The sequence below is a fragment of the Natrinema sp. LJW11 genome, from assembly GCF_056135975.1.
This window is the reverse complement of the sequence record NZ_JBWBDM010000003.1, coordinates 30,659-49,053: the sequence shown is the minus strand read 5'-3', so window position 1 is coordinate 49,053 and position 18,395 is coordinate 30,659. Positions and strand designations below refer to the sequence as shown.

At 64.8% G+C, this 18,395-nt stretch carries 14 protein-coding genes; 7 read left to right on the top strand and 7 right to left on the bottom strand.

Going from position 1 to position 18,395, the window contains the following annotated elements; all coding sequences use genetic code 11:
- The first annotated feature begins 6 nt into the window (after positions 1-6).
- Positions 7-765: a hypothetical protein gene (locus AC0QDI_RS09150; RefSeq protein WP_474667420.1), complete on the top strand. Its 759-nt coding sequence runs from the start codon at positions 7-9 to the stop codon at positions 763-765.
- Between the two features lie 15 nt (positions 766-780).
- Here AC0QDI_RS09150 and glmS read toward each other — a convergent pair whose 3' ends face one another.
- The 3 genes from glmS to AC0QDI_RS09135 all read right to left on the bottom strand — a co-directional run bounded on the left by glmS (position 781) and on the right by AC0QDI_RS09135 (position 4,980).
- Positions 781-2,577 (bottom strand): glutamine--fructose-6-phosphate transaminase (isomerizing), encoded by a 1,797-nt coding sequence (gene glmS, locus AC0QDI_RS09145; protein WP_474667418.1) that lies wholly within the window; start codon positions 2,575-2,577, stop codon positions 781-783.
- A complete protein-coding gene (locus tag AC0QDI_RS09140) occupies positions 2,577-3,761 on the bottom strand; it encodes a sugar phosphate nucleotidyltransferase (protein ID WP_474667416.1) in 1,185 nt (394 codons plus the stop codon). Before AC0QDI_RS09140 ends, glmS begins: the two co-directional genes overlap by 1 nt.
- Before the next feature lie 115 nt (positions 3,762-3,876).
- Complete coding sequence (locus AC0QDI_RS09135; RefSeq protein ID WP_474667414.1) at positions 3,877-4,980, bottom strand: DUF1616 domain-containing protein; 1,104 nt, start codon at positions 4,978-4,980, stop codon at positions 3,877-3,879.
- 417 nt (positions 4,981-5,397) lie between these two features.
- On the opposite strand from AC0QDI_RS09135, the gene AC0QDI_RS09130 reads away from it, so the two are divergent.
- Both AC0QDI_RS09130 and AC0QDI_RS09125 read left to right on the top strand, forming a co-directional pair.
- Entirely contained in the window at positions 5,398-6,411 is a 1,014-nt protein-coding gene (locus tag AC0QDI_RS09130; RefSeq protein ID WP_474667412.1) for a lipid II:glycine glycyltransferase FemX, read from the top strand.
- Positions 6,412-6,712: 301 nt separating this feature from the next.
- Positions 6,713-7,558 carry a DUF7982 domain-containing protein gene (locus AC0QDI_RS09125; protein WP_474667410.1) on the top strand — a complete coding sequence of 282 codons (846 nt, stop codon included), beginning with the start codon at positions 6,713-6,715 and terminating at the stop codon, positions 7,556-7,558.
- A gap of 18 nt (positions 7,559-7,576) precedes the next feature.
- On the opposite strand, the gene AC0QDI_RS09120 is transcribed toward AC0QDI_RS09125, so the two are convergent.
- Complete coding sequence (locus AC0QDI_RS09120) at positions 7,577-7,855, bottom strand: DUF8044 family membrane protein (RefSeq protein WP_474667408.1); 279 nt, start codon at positions 7,853-7,855, stop codon at positions 7,577-7,579.
- A gap of 542 nt (positions 7,856-8,397) precedes the next feature.
- Here AC0QDI_RS09120 and AC0QDI_RS09115 point away from each other — a divergent pair.
- Entirely contained in the window at positions 8,398-9,858 is a 1,461-nt protein-coding gene (locus tag AC0QDI_RS09115) for a lipopolysaccharide biosynthesis protein (RefSeq protein ID WP_474667406.1), read from the top strand.
- A gap of 15 nt (positions 9,859-9,873) precedes the next feature.
- Here the strand turns inward: AC0QDI_RS09115 and AC0QDI_RS09110 are convergent, their stop codons facing one another.
- Both AC0QDI_RS09110 and AC0QDI_RS09105 read right to left on the bottom strand, forming a co-directional pair.
- Positions 9,874-11,694 carry a hypothetical protein gene (locus AC0QDI_RS09110; RefSeq protein WP_474667404.1) on the bottom strand — a complete coding sequence of 607 codons (1,821 nt, stop codon included), beginning with the start codon at positions 11,692-11,694 and terminating at the stop codon, positions 9,874-9,876.
- 131 nt (positions 11,695-11,825) lie between these two features.
- The gene (locus AC0QDI_RS09105; RefSeq protein WP_474667402.1) at positions 11,826-12,047 is read right to left on the bottom strand and encodes a hypothetical protein; all 222 of its coding nucleotides are present in this window, start codon (positions 12,045-12,047) and stop codon (positions 11,826-11,828) included.
- 93 nt (positions 12,048-12,140) lie between these two features.
- On the opposite strand from AC0QDI_RS09105, the gene AC0QDI_RS09100 reads away from it, so the two are divergent.
- On the top strand, positions 12,141-13,418 hold the full coding sequence (locus tag AC0QDI_RS09100) for a heparin lyase I family protein (protein ID WP_474667400.1): 1,278 nt from the start codon (positions 12,141-12,143) through the stop codon (positions 13,416-13,418).
- A gap of 37 nt (positions 13,419-13,455) precedes the next feature.
- On the opposite strand, the gene AC0QDI_RS09095 is transcribed toward AC0QDI_RS09100, so the two are convergent.
- Complete coding sequence (locus tag AC0QDI_RS09095) at positions 13,456-14,625, bottom strand: GNAT family N-acetyltransferase (RefSeq protein ID WP_474667398.1); 1,170 nt, start codon at positions 14,623-14,625, stop codon at positions 13,456-13,458.
- A 463-nt stretch (positions 14,626-15,088) separates the two neighbouring features.
- Here AC0QDI_RS09095 and AC0QDI_RS09090 point away from each other — a divergent pair, with 463 nt between their 5' ends.
- Together AC0QDI_RS09090 and AC0QDI_RS09085 are read left to right on the top strand one after the other, a co-directional pair.
- Positions 15,089-16,054 (top strand): hypothetical protein, encoded by a 966-nt coding sequence (locus AC0QDI_RS09090; RefSeq protein ID WP_474667396.1) that lies wholly within the window; start codon positions 15,089-15,091, stop codon positions 16,052-16,054.
- A gap of 386 nt (positions 16,055-16,440) precedes the next feature.
- On the top strand, positions 16,441-18,288 hold the full coding sequence (locus AC0QDI_RS09085; RefSeq protein ID WP_474667394.1) for a hypothetical protein: 1,848 nt from the start codon (positions 16,441-16,443) through the stop codon (positions 18,286-18,288).
- Positions 18,289-18,395 lie beyond the last annotated feature (107 nt).

Below are 18,395 nucleotides of genomic sequence, written 5' to 3'. Positions count from 1 at the left end.
CGAGTCGTGATCGTCGTCGCCACGACGGACTTCGAGGTGTACCACGGCGTCGTCAACGAGCTCCGCGAGCGCGGGACGACGTTTACCACCGTCGAACCCGACGCCGAGCTGCCGGACCACGCCGACGTGGTCGTCACCGGGACCGATCACGCCGACGACTTCGCCGACGTGACGACGATCGTCGCCGATGCCGACGACCCGAGGCGGGCGATCGACCAGGCGCTGGCCGCGGTTCGCGGCGGCGGCGGCCGGACGATCATCGGCGTCGACCCGGGCCGCAAGCCCGGGATCGCCGTCCTCGCCGGCGAAACGGTCGTCGCCGCCTTCCAGGTGCCGCTGGGCGACGCCGTCGACCTGATTCAACGCGAGGCCGCCGAGGCACCCTCCCCGGTCGTCCGCATCGGCGACGGCTCCCGACTCGAGAGCGCGAAACTGGTCACCGATCTCGACGACGTTCGCGTCGAACTCGTCGACGAGACGGGGACGACCCCCTACCTCGGCACGGGCGCACGAGGAATGGGTGACGTGCTCGCCGCGGTGAACATCGCCCGGCTCGAGGGGGAGGTCGTCGACGCTCGCGAGATCGAGCCGACGGAGGGAGAGATTCAGGTCATCAAGGACCGTTCGCGCGAACAGAGCGAGCGCAATCGGGCGATCGACGAGGTGCTCGCTCGCCGGGTCGCTGCGGGCGAGTTGACGATCGGGGAAGCGCTTTCCGAACACCGGAACGAATCCAGCGACGAGAACGGGGAGCGGGACGGGTGAGTACGGCCGTCTCCGTCACTCGACCGTAACGCTCTTCGCGAGGTTTCTGGGCTTGTCGATCGATCGACCCAGTCGGTTCGCGACCCAGTACGACAGTAGCTGGAGCTGTACGTTCGCCAGTATCGGTGCGAACCGCGGCCGCGTCTCGGGCACGCGCAGGACGTGATCGACGTGGGAGTCGACCGCATCGGGCGAATCCGCGACCGCGATCACCGGCGCTCCGCGGGCTTCGACTTCCTTGATGTTGCCGATCAGCTTCTCGGTCTCCGATTCGCCGTTCGCTATCGCGACGATCGGCGTCCGTTCGGACACCAGCGCCAGCGGTCCGTGTTTCAACTCGCCGGCGGGGAAGCCCTCGGCGTGTTTGTACGTAATCTCCTTCATTTTCAGCGCCCCCTCGAGCGCCACCGACGCGCCGTGGCCGCGACCGATGAAGAAGTACGCGTCCGCGTCCACGTAGGCGTCGGCGACCTCCTTCGCGCGGGAGCCGTCCAGGACGGACTGTATCTGATCCGGGAGGGCCCGAAGCGCCTCGACGAACGCTCGAGAACACTCGTCCGTGAGCGCGCTCGAGAGCATCGCCAGCGCGGCCTGCTGAGAGGCGAACGTCTTCGTCGCGGCGACGCTGATCTCCGGGCCGGCCCGAATGTACATCACGTGGTCGGTCTCGCGCGAGGCCGAACTCCCGACGACGTTCGTCACCGCGAGCGTCTGGGACCCCCTTCGGTTCGCGTCCCGGAGCGCACCCAGCGTATCGGCCGTCTCGCCGCTCTGGGTAACGCCGACGACGAGCGTCTCCTCGTCGATCGGAACCGAGTCGGCGTCGTACTCGCTCGCGTAGAAGGGCGTCGTCGGAACGCCGCCGCCGCGGAACAACCGGGCGGCGTACAGCGCGGCGTGGTAGGACGTCCCGCAGGCGACGAGGTGGATGCGTTCCGGGCGCTCGAGTTCGTCGAGTTCGCCGATCGAGACGGCGCCTGCGATCTCGTCGGTTCGGCCGCGGATGCAGTTACGGATCGCGCGCGGCTGCTCGTTGATCTCCTTGCGCATGTAGTGGTCGTAGCCGCTCTTGCCCGCCTCCTCCGGATCCCACGCCACCGTCTTCACCGGCATGTCCACGACCGTCCCGCGCTCGTCGGTGATCTCGACGCCCGACGGGGAGATCGTCGCGAACTGCCCGTCCTGGAGGTAGACGACCTGATCCGTGTACTCGAGAAACGCCGGGACGTCGCTCGCCAGGTGGTAGCCGTCGTCACCGATCCCGAGCACGAGCGGCGACTGGCTGCGCGTCGCGTACACCGATTCGGATCCCGAGAAGAGCGCTGCCACGGCGAAACTGCCTCGTAACCGATCGATCGCGCGTCGAAACGCCAGCTCGGCGTCGGCCCCCTGTTCGAGCGACGTCTCGATCAGGTGCGGGATGACCTCGGTGTCGGTCTCGCTGTCGAACTCGTGGCCCGCGTCCTCGAGTTCGTCGCGGAGGTCACGATAGTTTTCGATAATCCCGTTGTGAACGACCGCGACGGACCCGTCGCAGTCGGTGTGGGGGTGCGCGTTCTCGTCCGAGGGCGGTCCGTGGGTGCTCCACCGGGTGTGTCCGATCCCGGCGTCACCGCGGACCGACCCGTCCGGAACCGTCGCCTCGAGTTCCGACAGCTCACCGTTTCGTTTGTACACCGACATCGACGAGTTGGCGATCGCGACGCCCGCCGAATCGTACCCGCGGTACTCGAGGTCCGACAGCCCGTCCAGTAACACGTCGAGGACGTCCTGATCCGAGTTCGCGGGCGTGTACCCGATGATGCCACACATCAGGAACGCACCTCCGTCCCCTCGGGAACCGTTCCGCGAACGGTCGTTCCCGCTTGCACGTCCACGTCCGGACCGACGATTGCGCCCGGAACGTACGTGGCTCCGCCCCGATCGCGGACTCGATCCGCCAGCAGTGCGCCGAGCGATTCGTCCTCGAAGACGCGATCCTCGACGCGAACGTCGGCGGGACCGCCGGGAATATTCGATCCCGCTCCGATCGTCACGCCGGTGCCGGTGAGGCAATCGATCGCCGTCACGTTGGCACCGACGCGCGTGTCGGTATCGATGACGCTCCGCTTGACGACCGCGTTCGAGCCCACGGTCGCGTTCTCGCCGAGACAGACGTACGGACCGACGACGGCTTCCGGGCCGATGACGCAGTCCTGATCCACGACGACCGGCTCCCGTATCACCGCCGATTCGTGAACGCACGAGCCGCGCTGTCCCTCCAGCGGGAGACCGCCGTCGACGATCCCGGCGTCGAACAACTCGAACGAGATGTCGAGCAGATCCCACGGGTAGGTCGCGTCGACCCAGATCCCGTCGGATACCACTCCGCGGACGGTCTCTCCGGAGTCCGCGAGCGTCGACAGGGCGTCTACCAGATGATACTCGCCGTCGCTCGGTTCCGTCGCTCGAACGGCGTCGAACACAACCGGCTCGAGCACGTAGACGCCGGCGTTGAGGAAGTAGCCCCGGTCGTCACTCGGGTTCTCGACGATGCTCGTCACGCGCCCGTCGTCGACGGTGACGCCGCCGTACTCTTCGATGTGCGAGCGCTGCAACAGCGCGAGCGTCGCGTCGGCGTCGGCCTCGTGACCCGTGATTGTCTCCCGAACGATTCGGTCGTCGACGATCTGATCGCCGTTGATCGCGATGCAGGTTCCGTCGACGGCGTCCTCGGCCGCGAGCAGGGCGTGCCCGGTCCCGAGGCGCTTCTCCTGGGAGACGTACGTAATCGGGACGTTTCGATAGGTCGGCCCGAAGTGAGACTGGACGCGATCGCACCGGTATCCGACGACCGCGACGATCTCGTCGATTCCGGCGTCGACGAGCCGATCGAAAACGTGTTCGAGGATCGGTTTCGTCGCCGCGGGGAGCATCGGTTTCGGCCGGTTCTGAGTGAGCGGACGCAGTCGGTTTCCCTCACCGGCTGCGAGGACGATGGCGGAGTAGTCGGGCATGCGTCCGCCCGACGAGGAGGGCCGCCTTGTGAGTGGCAGACGGTACCACCAGAACAATAACAAATATATCGTGGAACGGTATCGCAGTCGCAACCGATCCGTGAGAAATAGTGGTTTATCCGGCAACGGATTCCGTCGCGTTCTCGTCGGTCGAGCGCTCCTCCGCCGTGAGGTAGACGTGGCCGTTCGCGTTCGAAGCGGACGGGTCGTCGGGCCCGTCGTTCGGATAGAGCAACCAGGCGATCCGAACGTTCTCGCCGGTCGCCGTCGGCTCGAGTTCGTATTCGAACTCGGCGCGTTCGCCGGCGTCGACCGCCACGTCGACCCGATCGAGTTCCCGTTGCTCCTCGACGACCGCGTCGGTTCCGTTCGAATCGACCGTCTGTTCCACGACGACCACGGTGTAGTTCATCGACCGCCCCTCCTGATTGTCGATTCCGACGGTAACCTCGGCGCTCTCGCCCGGTTCGAGGTCGGTCGGATAGCCGTCGACCTCGAGTCCGCCGTCGTCCGAGCGGAGGTAGATCGCCGAGAACTCGTCGTCCTGCGGGAGCACGGTCGCGGCGTAGCCGACGCTTCCGAGCGCGAGTAGCACGGCCGCGATCAGCATCGCGTTCAGCGCCGCGTCTGCTCGCGTATCCGGTCCGAGTATCGCGGCGCGACTCGCGGCCAGCCACGACCGGTAGGGGATCCGAAACCGTTCCGATTCCGGAACGGTCCACCGACGCACCGCGGCGACGGCCGTCGTGAACAGCGTGAACGCGGTCACCGCGGTCATGAACGGGAGCAGTCGGATCCCCCACGGCGTCAGATCGAGCGACACGGCGAGAAGCGGAGCGACCACGAAACTCGTTCCGACCGCGTACGCCAGGCGCTCGAGGCCGTCGATTCGCGCCGGCCACGGCGCGTTCCAGACGCGAGTATCCAGTCGGTCGTCACCGGATCGGACCCCGCTTTCGGAGTCCGGCGACTCTCGCTCGAGGGCCGCCTCGGTCCGATCCGCGCCCCGTTCGGGAAACAGTGCGGCGACGAGAACGTAACCCGGCACGAGGAGGACGAACACGATACCAACCGGGATCCTGAGGGGTGTGTCGCGGACGACCGGTGCGAACACGACCACGTTCGCGACGAGCGTTACCGCGACGGCGGCGACGAGATCCGCGGGCAGCGCTCGTATCGTCCGAAGTCGAGAGCGCATCTGCGAGCGGACGTCGGCCATCGTCGGTGGTATCACCGTCGACCGCTAAAATCGGCCGGTTAGTTGGCGTGAATCACTCGATAGACTGACCGAATACGGGGAAATTACTCGTTCCGCAAACATCGAGTTGAGGGTCGGTGATCGGAGCTGCGTCCGTCCGTCGGCGTCCGGACTCCCGGTCGCCCGTGAGCGATGGTTCGGGCGTCCTCACACTACCGTCGTCACTGAAACGATTCACGTACTGATCGCAACGCCATCGTGCGAGCGGGGACGCAGCGATCGTGCGAGCAGGTGTGCGGTGACTGTCAGTGGCTCCGATAGTCTCGAACGGATATAGGCGTTCTGACGCATCTTAGCTGGCGTTAACGAACGATACGCTCAGAACATTTTTGGACGGGTAGGCTGTCGATACGGAACCAGTTCCGGTGATCCCCACACATGTCACTCGAGGTCCGGAAATTCAGCAGTATCGAACCGATCGATCGAAATCAGTGGAATCAGGTCGTGACGCAGTCGGACTGTGGGTGCGTATTTCACCGCTACGAGTGGGTCCACGCGATCGAGTCCGGCACCTCGTACGAACCGAAACACCTGCTCGTCTCCAAGAAGGACAACCCGATCGCGATCCTCCCGACCTTCGTCCGGCGGGTCGGATCGACTCCGGTGGAGCGCCTCGTGTCCGTCACCCCCGGAGTGGGCGGGCCGGTCGCGATGACGGACGAGGAAGAAGCCCTCGAACGGCTGCTCAAGGCGATTCCGCACCTCTGCGACGGACGGATCCTCTTCGATCAGCTTCGAATGGGATACCCGGGATCGATTCGGTACCACGGCTTACTACGGGAAAACGGCTACCGGTTACAGCTCAAGCGGTGTCGATTCACGCTCGATCTCACCCGCGGCTGGGACCGGCTCAGTTCCGAAATGCACAGTTCGCGGCGGCGAGCGATCAAGCAGGGTCACGATCAGGAGTTCGAGGTCGTCGACGAGGAACTCCGCGAGAGCACGCTGTCCGAGTTCTACGAGAACTTCTCGTCGGTGATGGGCCGCGTCGAGGGCAGCGGGTTCCCGCGGTCGCTCTTCCTCGCGCTCCGCGATTTCTCCGAACGGGTGACGGTGTTTTCCCTTCACGTCGACGGGAGCAGACGCGGGATGATTCTGGTACTGCTGGACGACGAACAGTCGACGATTCACTACCTGTTTTCGGGAATCACGGAGGACCACTTCGAGTACAGCGCGTCGGAGCTCCTCCACGAGCACGCGATCAAGTGGGGGATCGAAAACGGCTACGAGACGTACGACTTCCGCGGGACGGAGCCGGATTTCAGAGACGGTCTCTTCCGGTTCAAAGAGCGATTCGGCGGGCAGGCGAAGCCGATGCTCTGGTGGGAACGCGGCCATCCGGCGGCGGCGTTGCCGGCGCTGAACGTCGGCCGATCGCTCTACCGGCAGTAACACATCCTCACGTCGATCCGTCCCGCTGACGCCCCAGACCGCACGCCTCGTTGAACCGGGGTTTTCTTCCCAGTTAATAGAACCTTTTGCGACCTGGACCATCACTGGTTTCAAATTACCATCTGCCATCTTGGGGAGTATGGTCTCGCCGACAGCCGATCGATCGTTCTCCCCATCGGTGCTCCGCGCGCCCGTCGATCGCTCGGTTCGACGCGCCCGGCGTTTTGTCAGCGCTACACGCCCCTCTCACCCGCCGATTCCCGCCGCTCGATTCGCGACGTACAGTACACTAGTCTGACACATGAACACCGAAGACACCGATGCGAACGCCACCTCGGCGGAAGGAGCGTTCGACCCCGACAACGGGCGGGAAACCGGCGTCCGGAACAGCCGTTCGATCCGAGACGAACGACCCCGATTCCGAGGCGGACGGTCGGCCGCGTCCCGATATCGGCGAACGACGATCGGATCGGTCGCCCTCGGTCTCCTCGCCGCGGTCGGTGGGATCCTCGTTCCCGACGCGCGTGCGATCCTGTTCGCATTCGCCGGAACGGGGCTGTTCGGCGGGTTGCTCGCCGCCTCTCTTTCGACGGACGACGTCGTCACCGTGACGGTCGCCGACCGTCTCTCGTCGGCCGCCGCCGCAAATCAGCTCGCGATCGCCGACGCCGTCAACGGGAACCGCGATCCGATCTACGTTCCGAGCGACGGTATCGTTCCGGCGCGGCTGAGCCTCTACGGATCGGTCGGCACGAACCGAACCGAGAACGAATTCGCTCGAGTCGACGAGAGCGAACTGACGCTCGAGCCGACGTCCGGCCGCCTCGTTCGCGAGTTCGAACGCGAGCTGCGGGGCGATCTCGGGACTACTCCGCGCCCGCTCGCCGCCCAGTTAGCGGCGGGGCTCGTCGACCTGTTCGAACTCGCGGGGCGCGTCGAGCCGACGGCGATCGGTGACGACTCCGTCACGTTCACGGTCTCCGACAGCAGCCTCGGCGACATCGATCGATTCGATCACCCGATCCCCTCGTTTCTCGCGACCGGCTTCGCTACCGGACTCGAGCGACCGATCGACCTCGAGGTCGCCCCGGGAATCGACGGGACGAAGTGGCTGGTCACGTGCCGTTGGGAAACGCCCTACGAGTGACGCGTTCGATCGGCATTGTCACGGGAGCGTCACGACCGAGAGGATCTCGTCGAGTCGATAGGCCGCGACGACCGCGTAGCCGAGCAGGCCGAGCACCGAGAGCCGGCGGAGCCGGGACTGCCACGGGACGGCGACGATCCGCGACGTCGAAATCTCCGAAAGTACCACCAGCCCGAGCAGCGAAACGGCGAAGAACAGCCCGTAGGAGAGCGACTCCAGCGCGGTCAGCGAGAGGGCCACCGCGACCATCAGCGCGATCTGTCGCCGAACGATCCGGAACCGGTGGCGCGTCGTCATGCGTGAGTTCGGCACGAGCACGATCATAAACCCAGCCGCCGATCGGCTCGAGCGAGATCGGTAACCGATCCTTTCCGTCCGGCTATCGGGCCGCAACCGCGCGGCGACGACGCGTGACACGCCGGCGACCGACCGTCGGCTTTCGGCCCGATGGAATTCGAGAAGGGGCACGCGTCCAGTCGCGCGCCAAGCGCGGCTTCGGCCGATCGTCTCGTCGGGGTCGCAGGGGAATCGCCGTCTCCGCGAAATATCTGGCGGCGCTCGATCGACGGTCCCGTGGTCGTAGTCCGACGCTTCCGCCAAAACCTCCGCCAAGTTATTAGTGCGTGTGCGGCGGAGCACTGTCGATAGATGAGCCGTCGAACGACGCTCGGTCGCAAATCGATGGCCGATGGCCGCCCGTCTCGATCGCGCGGGCCCGAACCGGTAGCGGTGTAGCTGATGAACGGAAACGGGTTCGAGTATCGGACTTTTTCGGCCGTCACGATCCGATCGTTCCGTCGCGGTCCGAACCGGCGGTCCGCCCGCGGCGATCGCTCGCCATGGTGAGCCGATTACTCTCCAACATCCTCTCCGATTTCGGCGGGAGAGTCGTCCACGTCGCCAGTACCGGGGTGTTGTTGATATTCTTGACCCGGACGCTGGGCCCGAACCTGTACGGCCTGCTCGCACTGGCGATCTCGATATTCACCACCGCGCGGTTCTTCAGCGAATCCGGCATTCCGCGCTCTGCCGCGCGGTACATCGCGCAGTTCAAGGAGACCGAACCGGGAACGGCGTCCAGGACCGTCATCGAGTCCTGGAAACTGGTCGTCGTCGCCGCGGCGATCGTCTCGATCGCGCTGGTCGTGTTCGCCGAGCCGCTGGCGGGGATACTCGGCGAACCAGCGCTCACGCCGCTGCTCGTCGCCGGAGCCGGCTACGTCTTCTTCTATTCGATTCACACCCACCACCGGTTCGTCATGCAGGGGTTCGAAGCGATCGCCACCAGCGCGAAAGTCCACCTGTTCGAGGGCGTGCTCACGCTCGTCTTCGTCGTCGGACTCGTCCTGTCCGAGCCGACGCCGCTGTCGGCCGTCGCCGGGTACGTGTTCGGGTACGCGGGGGCCGCCGTCGTCGGGTTCGTCGTCGTGTATCGGCTCACGAGGGGAACCGACGCGTCCGACTCGAGTCGATCGCGCGTCCGAACCAGGATCCTCAAGTACAACGTCCCGATGAGCGTGACCCGCCTCTCCGACGAGGTCGACCAGGAACTGGACACCATCCTGGTCGGTTTCTTCACCGGTCCCGCGCAGGTCGCCTTCTACACGCTCGGCAAGCAGATCAGCCAGTTCACGCGAGTTCCGGCGGCCTCGATCGGATTCGCGCTCTCGCCGACCTACGGATCTGAGCGGGCGAACGGGACGCTCGAGCGGGCGACCGCGGTCTATCAGGAGAGCCTCTATAAGACGCTGATCCTCTACGTTCCCGCGGTAACGGGGATTTTCGTCATCGCCGACGTCGCGATCCCGACGATCTTCGGCGCGGCGTACGCCGACGGCGTGCTCGTCGTCCGTATACTGGCGCTGTTCGTCCTGTTCGAGGCCCTCGAGCAGATCTCCGGTCCCGCGCTGGATTACCTCGGTCGAGCGCGAGCGCGGGCGATTCTCAAGTCGGTCACCTCGTTCGGAAATCTGGGATTGAACCTCCTCCTCATCCCGCGCTACGGCGCGGCCGGGGCCGCCGTGGCGACGGTGATCACCTTCGGGATCTACGCGGTCCTGTCGGTTGCTATCGTCTACACGGAACTCCCGTTCGATCACCGGGAGATCGGCATCGGTTTCTCGAAGGTGGCGGCGATCTCGCTGGTGATGGGCGGCATCGTCTACGGGCTCACCGACGCCCTCACGGGATACGCCTCCTTGCTGGTGGGCGTCGGCGTCGGCGTGGTCGTCTGGACGCTCGCCTGTCACCTCTTCGGCCTCCTCGATTTCCGCGGATTGCTCGTCCAGCTCAGGGGATAGGCGATAGGCGGCGAGTCAGACGTAGAACGATACCGACCCCGAATCGTAGACCCGGTTTCGGTCGCTCAGGTCGTTCCGCGGGAACGCCGATTCGGTGACGTAGTCGGTGAACTGCAACGGTCGCCGCTCGAGTTCCCCCTCGCGGACGACGACGCCGTCGTACCCCGCGAACAGATCCTCGTCCGTCGCGTCCGCTATGGTACACTCCGACGAGCGGATCTCGTTCAGGTAGCGGCAAGTGACCCGATCGGCACCGATTTCGCCGGCGTGGTTCTCGTCGATCGCTTCGAACGAGTGGCGCTCCTGTTCGGTGAGGTAGTACGTGTAGAACGGCCGTTCGACCATCGGATTGTCCGTGGCGACGAAGTCGTTCGAGACGGTCGCGACGGAGAAACAGGAGAGTATCAGGAGCAAGACGACGACGGTCCTGAACCCGCCCCGTTTCAGCAGGTGGTGGAGACCCACGGCGCCGGTGATCGCCACGAACATGTAGCTGTAGTGTTGGAAGCGGCTGACGTTCACCCCGACCAGCGAGTCAAGCAGGAGCGTCGGGCCCGGAAACACGAGGGGGATCAGCAGGACGGTCAGGATACCGACCGCAACGAAGGTCGTCTCGTGGGTCCGGGTCGATCGGAGCCAGAACAGGACGCCGAGGAGGACGAATCCCAGGAGAAACGCGTACTGAGCGTAGTTCGCGAGTTCGATCCAAGGGCTCGTGAGGACGCTCGAGGGCGCGGACTCCCCGGATGACCCGAGGAAGCTCACGATGATCGCGTCGACGATTCGTCTGATGAGGAATTCGGCGCGGTAGAGCCAGTAGATGCTCGTGACGAGAAACGCCGACGTGAGCACGAAGCCGTCGACGATCCGCGCTCGCCGTCCGAGGAGCCGTTCCGCGACGAATAGCACGCCGAGTATCACCGTGACGAACGGGATCGAGACGGGGTGGTAGACGACGATTCCGACGAGGAAGAGGACGGTCAGGAGCCTCGTTCTCGGCGACGGCGGCGTCACGACGGTGAGCAAGAGTCCGAGGAAGAGCACCGACGTGATGCTCCGCGGGATCGAGTACATCCCGTAGAAGATGTACATCGGGACCGTGATCAAGAGGAAGGCCGCCAGCAGCCCGACCCGTTCGTTCGGATACACTCGACGGGCGAACGAGTACATCGTCGGCACGCCGGCGGCGAAGGCCAGTCCGGAGAGCAGGTACATGGTGGCGTGTGGTGCGATCGACCCGCCGAACACGTGATAGGTGGCCCCCGAGAGGGCGTGCCAGAGGACGAACGGCTCGTAGGCCGCGGCCTGCGTCGGGACCGATCCCGTCTCGACGACGGCGTTCGTCAGCGAGATGTGCGTCGACAGGTCGGTCCGGCCGACGAAGAAGTCGTAGTTGAGCGTCACGCTGAAGATCACCAGCAACAGCGCGACCGCGATGTGATAGAGGACGACCGCTCGGCTCGTGCTCTCCTCGGTCGACACGACGAGCAGGAAACAGATCGCGTAGAGGACGCCGACTCCGAGGAAGAACGCCGTGGGACGGACGTCGAAGCCGGCCACGACGAGAACGAGCACGCTGACGAGGACGTGAAACGCTACCGAGAGGAGCCGCCAGTCGACGGACTCGAACGGGCCGAACCGGGAGCGGCGGGCGGGCCGGTCGGTCCAAAACCAGCGGACGACGAACGGCGAGGCGACCATCGGTACTGCGAAATACAGGCCCAGAACGGCGAGGTTCGACAGGCCGAGCCAGAGCGGCACCACGAGCCCGATGCCCGCCGCGATCGGCAGGGCGATCGTCGATCCGACGGCGAGGTCGACCAATCTCCGGCTCATCGGTAGGTCCGGAGCGGAGTGGCGATCGCTGGGTAGTGGCTCGAGCGGTCGACGTCGCGGTCGGGTCGGCCGGACGGTGCTGTCTTCGCGGTCACGGTTGCCTCCCCGCTACGTCAACCGGGTCGGAAAAGCTATCCCCCGTTGTTCACGTGTTCGCGAAGGTTACTCCCGACGGATTCGCGTTCGACCGACCGTTCTCGAACCGGCCCGGTCGAGCCGGTTCCGCACCTCGACCGGAGCGTGCCGGCGGTTGCCGGCTCGCGGCCCGGCCCGGCGCTCTCGCGCTCGAGCCGCCGCCGTCGAGTAGAAGCGGTCACCCGCGTCGTTCGCCGTCCGTCGCTCGCTTCGATCATATCGGTAAAACGGAACGATAGGCGGTGTAATCCGACATTCCGGCGTTTGACAGTACAAACTGTATTGTCGTCCGAGCCAGTACAGTCCGTAGAATGCTCGACCGACGGTCGTATCTGAAGGCGGCCGGTGCGCTGGCGGCGGGCGCGGGGGTGACGGCGGGTGCCGCGACTCTCGTTTCGAACGACGACCCGAACGATCACGGGAACGTGACCAACGACTCCGATTCGATCGATCCGCCCGCGGAGCCATCGGCGGACGCGGAAGTGATCGACATCGACTACGAGCGATACGAGCGGCCGGAAGACGTCTACCGCGTCTGGACGGGCGAGGAGAACGGGAGCTATTCGTTCGTCGACAACCGGACGTACAGCGGCTCTCGGGCGCTCCGCTGCGTCATCGACGAGGGTCAGAACAACGGCAGCAACGCGACGTACTGGTTTCCTGCCAAGAGGGGCACCCAGCCCGACGAGGTCTACCAGCGCTCGGTGATCGCGCTGAGCGACGAGTGGGAGATGGAAGCCGAAGACGTCTGCCGGTTCTGGTGTACCGGGTTGAACGACGAAGCGGGGCCGGCGGGCTCCGGCGGCGACGGGCCGCCGACCGGCGACGACGGCTGGTCGAACCTCGTGGCCGTCACGACTCGCGGCACGAACGAGAGCGACGAGTACAATCTGGCAGCCTACACGTACCACATGGATCAACTGTACTCTGCCGGCGAACTCGAGGTCGTGGATGCGCCGATTCGGGCCGGGGAGTGGTTCGAACTCGAGACGTACGTCCAGATGAACGCGGTCAGTGACGGGGAGGCGGTTCCCGACGGCGAGATTCGGTACTGGGTGAACGGCGAACTGGTCTACGAGCGGACGGACTTCCGGTGGACGACGACCGAGGAGCAGGGCGTCGAACACAGCGGTCCGATCGTTCGATACGGCGGCAACGAGAACGCGCCGCGGGACCTGAGTATTTACTACGACGAGCACCGAATCGTTCTCGGCGACATCCCGCCCGTTCCGTCGGTCGACGAGACGGACGATTTCGTCGGCCAGAACCGGTGGGACGAGTACGAGGGCCGGGTCACGTTCGCGAGCGGCGACGAGCGGACCGAGTACGCGCTCTACTGCGACGGCGAGATCGTCCAGACGACGTGGAGCAACGTCGACGGTCAGCGGGCGACGTACAACGGCGCAGTCTCGATCACTGACGACGAATACGCGGTCGTCGAGGCGACGATCGTGCCCGACACCGCCGACGGCTACGTCTACGACGGCGAGATCGTCGCCGTCGCCGCAAACCCCGACCCGGCCGAACTGTGGATCGACGGGAGCGAGGTCTCTATCGACGACTATCCCGACCGGCCCGAGGACGAGTGATCGGCGGGCGCTCGCCGCCCCGTACTCGCCCGCTCTCTCACTCGGCGCGCTCGAGGTACATCGAACGCCCCATTCGGTAGAGCGACCATCCGAGCCGGGAGAATCCCTTCTCCATCTCGAACAGGGGGATCGCCTCGCCCCCGTACTTCCGTTTGAACGTGAACACCGAGTTCGAGAAGTGGGATCCGGTCCGTCCGAAGCTGTACCGATCGTATCCCCGGTCGATCCCCCACTTGATCGCCCGCTCGTGCATGAGTTCCGACGGGTGATACCGGTAGTTCGCCGAGTCCGGAATCGCGGACAGCCAGTGGTGGAGCGTCCCCCCTTCCTCGTCGAGCAGGTAGACGTACCGACCGACGTCGTCCCCGTCGACGACGGCCCGGAAGACCCGTATCCGATCCTCGAACCCGTCCGCGAGCGACTCGAGGAACGCCCGCGGATGGACGGTCCCGTCGACGCGTTCGACGTTCTTCGCGTACCACCGGAGGGTGGTCTCGAGGTCCGCCCCGAGCGGCTCGATCTCTACGCGAGACTCCTGTTCGTGGGCCTTTCGGAGGTCCCGGCGTCGTTCCTTGTCCATGTTCTTGCGGATGGCCTCCCACCCGTCGCCGAGATCGAGAACGAAGAGACAGGAGTCGAACGTCGGCTCGTATCCCCGCTTCTCGAGGTAGCGCCCGTATCGAACGTACTCCAGATCGTACGCACGTACGTGGTGTGAGAGAATTCGCGGGCCGGTCACGGTCCCGAGCGCGTCGAAGAGACGGTCGACCGTTTCGCCTTCGCTCGAGGTGACCACCGGGCCACCGAATCCCGGATCGGCGGAGACCAGCTGCCGCACCGGCGGCGTCACCGGGAGCGCGTCGACGACGGCGTCCGGGAGCGCGAGCTCCGTGACGAAGTTCGGCAGGAGCCCGACCGGGTTGCCGTTCTTCTCCACGACGATGTGGCGGGGCTCGTAGTCGAACCCGGCCTCGACCGCGCGGAGCCACTCGTACCGGTGAAACAGCGTCCCGCGGTCCGATTGGGTGACCGCGTTGTTCCACTGGTTCTCGTTGGCCCCTTCGATACTTCGATAGCACGTCACCGAGAGGGACGACTCGCTCGAGTCGCGCTGCTCGTCCGATCGCTCGCGGTCCCCGTCGGGACCCGCTCTGATCGAGCGGGCGATCGCTCGAGGATCGAGTTCGGCGAGCGACTGGTCTAGCATCGGTCCCACCGAAGCGTAGACGGATCCGTCGATCGCCGATTCACCGCCGCTCGAGTCTCGGTCGCGGTCATATCATCAGTCCGTCCCCGAACTACGTGGCGTTTTGTATTGATACAGACGAATGTGGAAAAATACGACCGGTGATGCGGGAGATCCCCTCGCAGAATCGACGGACGACTATCGTCGGTCGTTCCGCCGCGGCCCTTTCGGTTTCTGCTCGCTCGCGCGGAACCGCTTTCCCGTTTCGCGCTCGGAGTCGACGACCGATCGGACATCGTTTCGTCGTCGGAAACATCGTATTACGGCCGCTGTATATCGTGTAATCGTCCTACTGAACCGCCGTCGGACGGTCAGATCTGCCGACTTACACGCCGTTTTAGTAATCAACGAGTGATATTCATATTTTCGCGACTTCAATGGGAAAACAAGGTTGATAACGGAATAGTCGATTACTCGAGTTGCAATGGTCCCCAATCGGCTATTACCCGACGGCGACGAGACGAACAGTGCTTCGGATCAGTCCGCGTCGGGGAGGACGCTCTCCCGCCGCTCGTACGTTCGAGCGGCCGGTGCGGCGGTCACGACCGGACTCACGCTCGGTGCCTCGAGCGCGTCGGCGAGCGCTGCCGGCGACGCGACGGCGAGCGAGGCCTCGAACGCGATCGACATCGATTACGATCGGCTCGACGACCCGTCGGACGCGTACCGCGTCTTCAACGGAACCGAAACGAGCGCGTCGTTCGTGGAGCGTCCGACCCACTCCGGCGAGCAGGCGCTTTCGATCGGCGTCGGGAGCGGCGATAGCTGGGGAACGAACGCGATGTACTGGCTGTCCGAGCAGGGGTACGGGCAGCCGGCGGAAGCCTACCAGACTCACCAGGTCTACATCAGCGACGAGTGGAGCATGGCTCAGGACGACCTTTGTCGGTTCACCGCGATCGGGTTCAACATCGAAGCCGGCAACGCGGGGTCGGGCGGGCGCGGCCCGCCGACGGGCGACGACGGCTGGTCGTCGGCTATCTGTCTGGCTAACCGTGAGAATCCCCCCGCCGGTACGTACCGGCTGGCGACTTACACCTACCACATGGACTACGACACCGGCTCGGGCGAGATCGAAGTCACCGACGCGGCGATTCCGGTGGGCGAGTGGGTCGAACTCGAGACCTACGTCGGAATGAACACGCACGAGAACGGTCGGGCGAACCACGACGGCGTGATCCGCTACTGGCTCGACGGCGAACTCGCCTACGAGCGCGAGGACCTCCGCTTTACGACGACGGACGCTCAGGGAATCGAGTACCTGGGCCCCCGCGTCAGGTACGGCGGCAGCGAGGTCGCGCCGACCGACCAGTCGTTCTGTTTCGACGACCACCGAATCGTCGTCGGTCCCGCCGCGTCGGATCGCGGACCGTCCGCTCGGAACTCGTAACGCTCCGATCGGCGAACGAGCGGAATTTCTTTTCTCCGACGTGATCGTCGTCCGTTTTCAGTTCGTGGAGTCGGTGCGTCAATCGCGTCGTCGTCTCGAGTGAGTCGTCGACCGCCGTTCCCGGCGCTCGACTGTCGTCCCCCGGCGCTCGATTCCGTCTCGTCTGCTCTAATCATGTTTTACTCGAGACTGTTTTCCCCTTGGCCTTACACGCCGTTTGAGACTACGAAGGAAACCACAGGACTGCGACACGGCGTAATATAATATATCGTAAGCGGCCGAGAAGAATACAGATGAAAACAATAAAGATAAATAGAATATATGGAAGTACTAACAATCATGAGGCCATAAAAGTTTATAGTGGTATAATTGAATTACTCGATCGCATGGCACGCGACAGAGCGGTAACGGATGGCGATAGCGGCGCCGCTGACGAGAACCGACGAGCACCGACTGACGGCGGTATCGACCGTCGGTCGTATCTGAAACTGACCGGAACGACTGCGACACTCTTAACCGGTGCGAGCGCAGCGAGCGGTACGGTGAGCGCTGCGACCGACGTCGACTGGATCGAACTCGACTACGATCAGTACAGCCGTCCTGACGACGTCTATCAGTACGTGACCGGAAACGGGTCGTACGGATTCACGTCCTCGGACAGGGACGATAGCCAGGTCCTCTACATTCACACGGACCAGGACCGAAACACCAACCAGAACGTCACCTACGACGTCCTCCAGGACGGCTACGACGCCCCGAAGGGGGTCTATCAGTCCATCGACGTCAAGCCCGACGAATCGATGACGTTCAACGCCACCGGCGACAACGTCCGCTTTCTCAACGCCGGCCTCAACGTTCAGTGGGGCGAGGCCCACTCCGGCGGCGACGGCCCGCCGTCGGGAGACGACGGCTGGTCCGTTCGGCTCTACGTCTACGATCACGACGGGAACTCGAGCGGGCCGTTCGGCCTGAACGTCTACAGCTACCACATGGACCGTAACGCGTCGTCGGGCGAGTCCGACGTCGTTCAGTCCGACATCTTCCGACCCGGCGAGTGGCACAGGGTCGAGACCTACGTCGAGATGAACACGATTTCGAACGGTCGAGCGAACGCGGACGGCCTCGTCCGCGTCTGGGTGGACGGCGAAGAAGTCTATCACCGCGACGACTTCCGCTGGACGACCGAACCGCAGCAGGCCCACCAGCTACTCGGCCCCGTCATGCGATACGGCGGGTCCGAAGTCGCCCCGAGAGACACGAACATCTACTACGATACCCACCGGCTGGCGGTCGGCGGCCTTCCGGACGACCGCGATGCAGGCGGCGACGGCGCCACAGGCGGAAGCGGGTTCGATTACGACGAGCACGACAACGTCGTTCCCCCGAGCGAGGGCGAGAACTACGAGGAGCGCTTCTCCTTCCGGAACGGCGACGCCAGCTCCGAGTACGCGATCTACTGCGACGGCGAGATCGTCCAGTCCGACTGGGGACGAGCGAGCTACAACGAGACCGTCTCCGTCCGCACCGAGGGCGAGTACGCGGTCGTCGAGGCGACGGCGGGTCCCGGGACGTACGACGGGTTCTACTTCGACGGGGATATCGTCGCGATGACGTTTGAGCCGGCCCCGGAGCGGGCCTGGCGCGGGCCGGCCGACGGCTCCGGCGACGACGTCGTGAATTTCGACGACTACCCGGAATCTCCACCCGAAGACGAAACCGACGAACCGCTCGACAACACGCTGCTCATCAACGGCGTCGGTACCTCCGGCGGCACCGATTACGAGGTAACCGTCAGCGGCGCGGTGAAACAGTCGACGTACAAGGGCGCGTCGATCAACGATGACGACGTCATCGACGGTGGGACCGTGACGGGGTCCGTGGGTAGCTGGCGCGACGCGTTCGCTTTCAGCGGTAGCCTCACGGAGATAACCGTCGACGGATCGGCCAACGTATACCTCAACGATGAGCGAATCGATCCCTCGGAGTACGGCGACGAGTCGCGGACGTTGACCGTCGTCGGCAACGGCAAAGAGTCGACCTACGAGGTCACCGTCGGCGAGCGCATCGAGCCCGACGACGCGACCCGCGGGGACGTGACGATGATTTCGGAGAACGCTCTGGAAGGGACGATCGAGCGCGACATCCACCGGTTCCAGATCGTCGGCGAACTCGTCGACTTCACGTACACCAACGGACGGACGCACACGTACCTCGACGACGAACGCATCTACTAGGACGCCGGGAGTCGCTCTCCGCCCCGTCTCTTTTTTGGCGCTGATCGATCGAACGTCCACCTCGGTCCGAATCGGACGCTGAGTGGGCGAAACGACGGTCGGTCGAA

Bases quoted from the DNA above. Each gene is read 5' to 3' on its own strand.
- glmS (WP_474667418.1), bottom strand. From the start codon at position 2,577: ATGTGTGGCATCATCGGGTACACGCCCGCGAACTCGGATCAGGACGTC.
- AC0QDI_RS09140 (WP_474667416.1), bottom strand. From the start codon at position 3,761: ATGCCCGACTACTCCGCCATCGTCCTCGCAGCCGGTGAGGGAAACCGA.
- AC0QDI_RS09135 (WP_474667414.1), bottom strand. From the start codon at position 4,980: ATGGCCGACGTCCGCTCGCAGATGCGCTCTCGACTTCGGACGATACGA.
- AC0QDI_RS09130 (WP_474667412.1), top strand. From the start codon at position 5,398: ATGTCACTCGAGGTCCGGAAATTCAGCAGTATCGAACCGATCGATCGA.
- AC0QDI_RS09125 (WP_474667410.1), top strand. From the start codon at position 6,713: ATGAACACCGAAGACACCGATGCGAACGCCACCTCGGCGGAAGGAGCG.
- AC0QDI_RS09120 (WP_474667408.1), bottom strand. From the start codon at position 7,855: ATGACGACGCGCCACCGGTTCCGGATCGTTCGGCGACAGATCGCGCTG.
- AC0QDI_RS09115 (WP_474667406.1), top strand. From the start codon at position 8,398: ATGGTGAGCCGATTACTCTCCAACATCCTCTCCGATTTCGGCGGGAGA.
- AC0QDI_RS09110 (WP_474667404.1), bottom strand. From the start codon at position 11,694: ATGAGCCGGAGATTGGTCGACCTCGCCGTCGGATCGACGATCGCCCTG.
- AC0QDI_RS09105 (WP_474667402.1), bottom strand. From the start codon at position 12,047: ATGATCGAAGCGAGCGACGGACGGCGAACGACGCGGGTGACCGCTTCT.
- AC0QDI_RS09100 (WP_474667400.1), top strand. From the start codon at position 12,141: ATGCTCGACCGACGGTCGTATCTGAAGGCGGCCGGTGCGCTGGCGGCG.
- AC0QDI_RS09095 (WP_474667398.1), bottom strand. From the start codon at position 14,625: ATGCTAGACCAGTCGCTCGCCGAACTCGATCCTCGAGCGATCGCCCGC.
- AC0QDI_RS09090 (WP_474667396.1), top strand. From the start codon at position 15,089: ATGGTCCCCAATCGGCTATTACCCGACGGCGACGAGACGAACAGTGCT.
- AC0QDI_RS09085 (WP_474667394.1), top strand. From the start codon at position 16,441: ATGGCACGCGACAGAGCGGTAACGGATGGCGATAGCGGCGCCGCTGAC.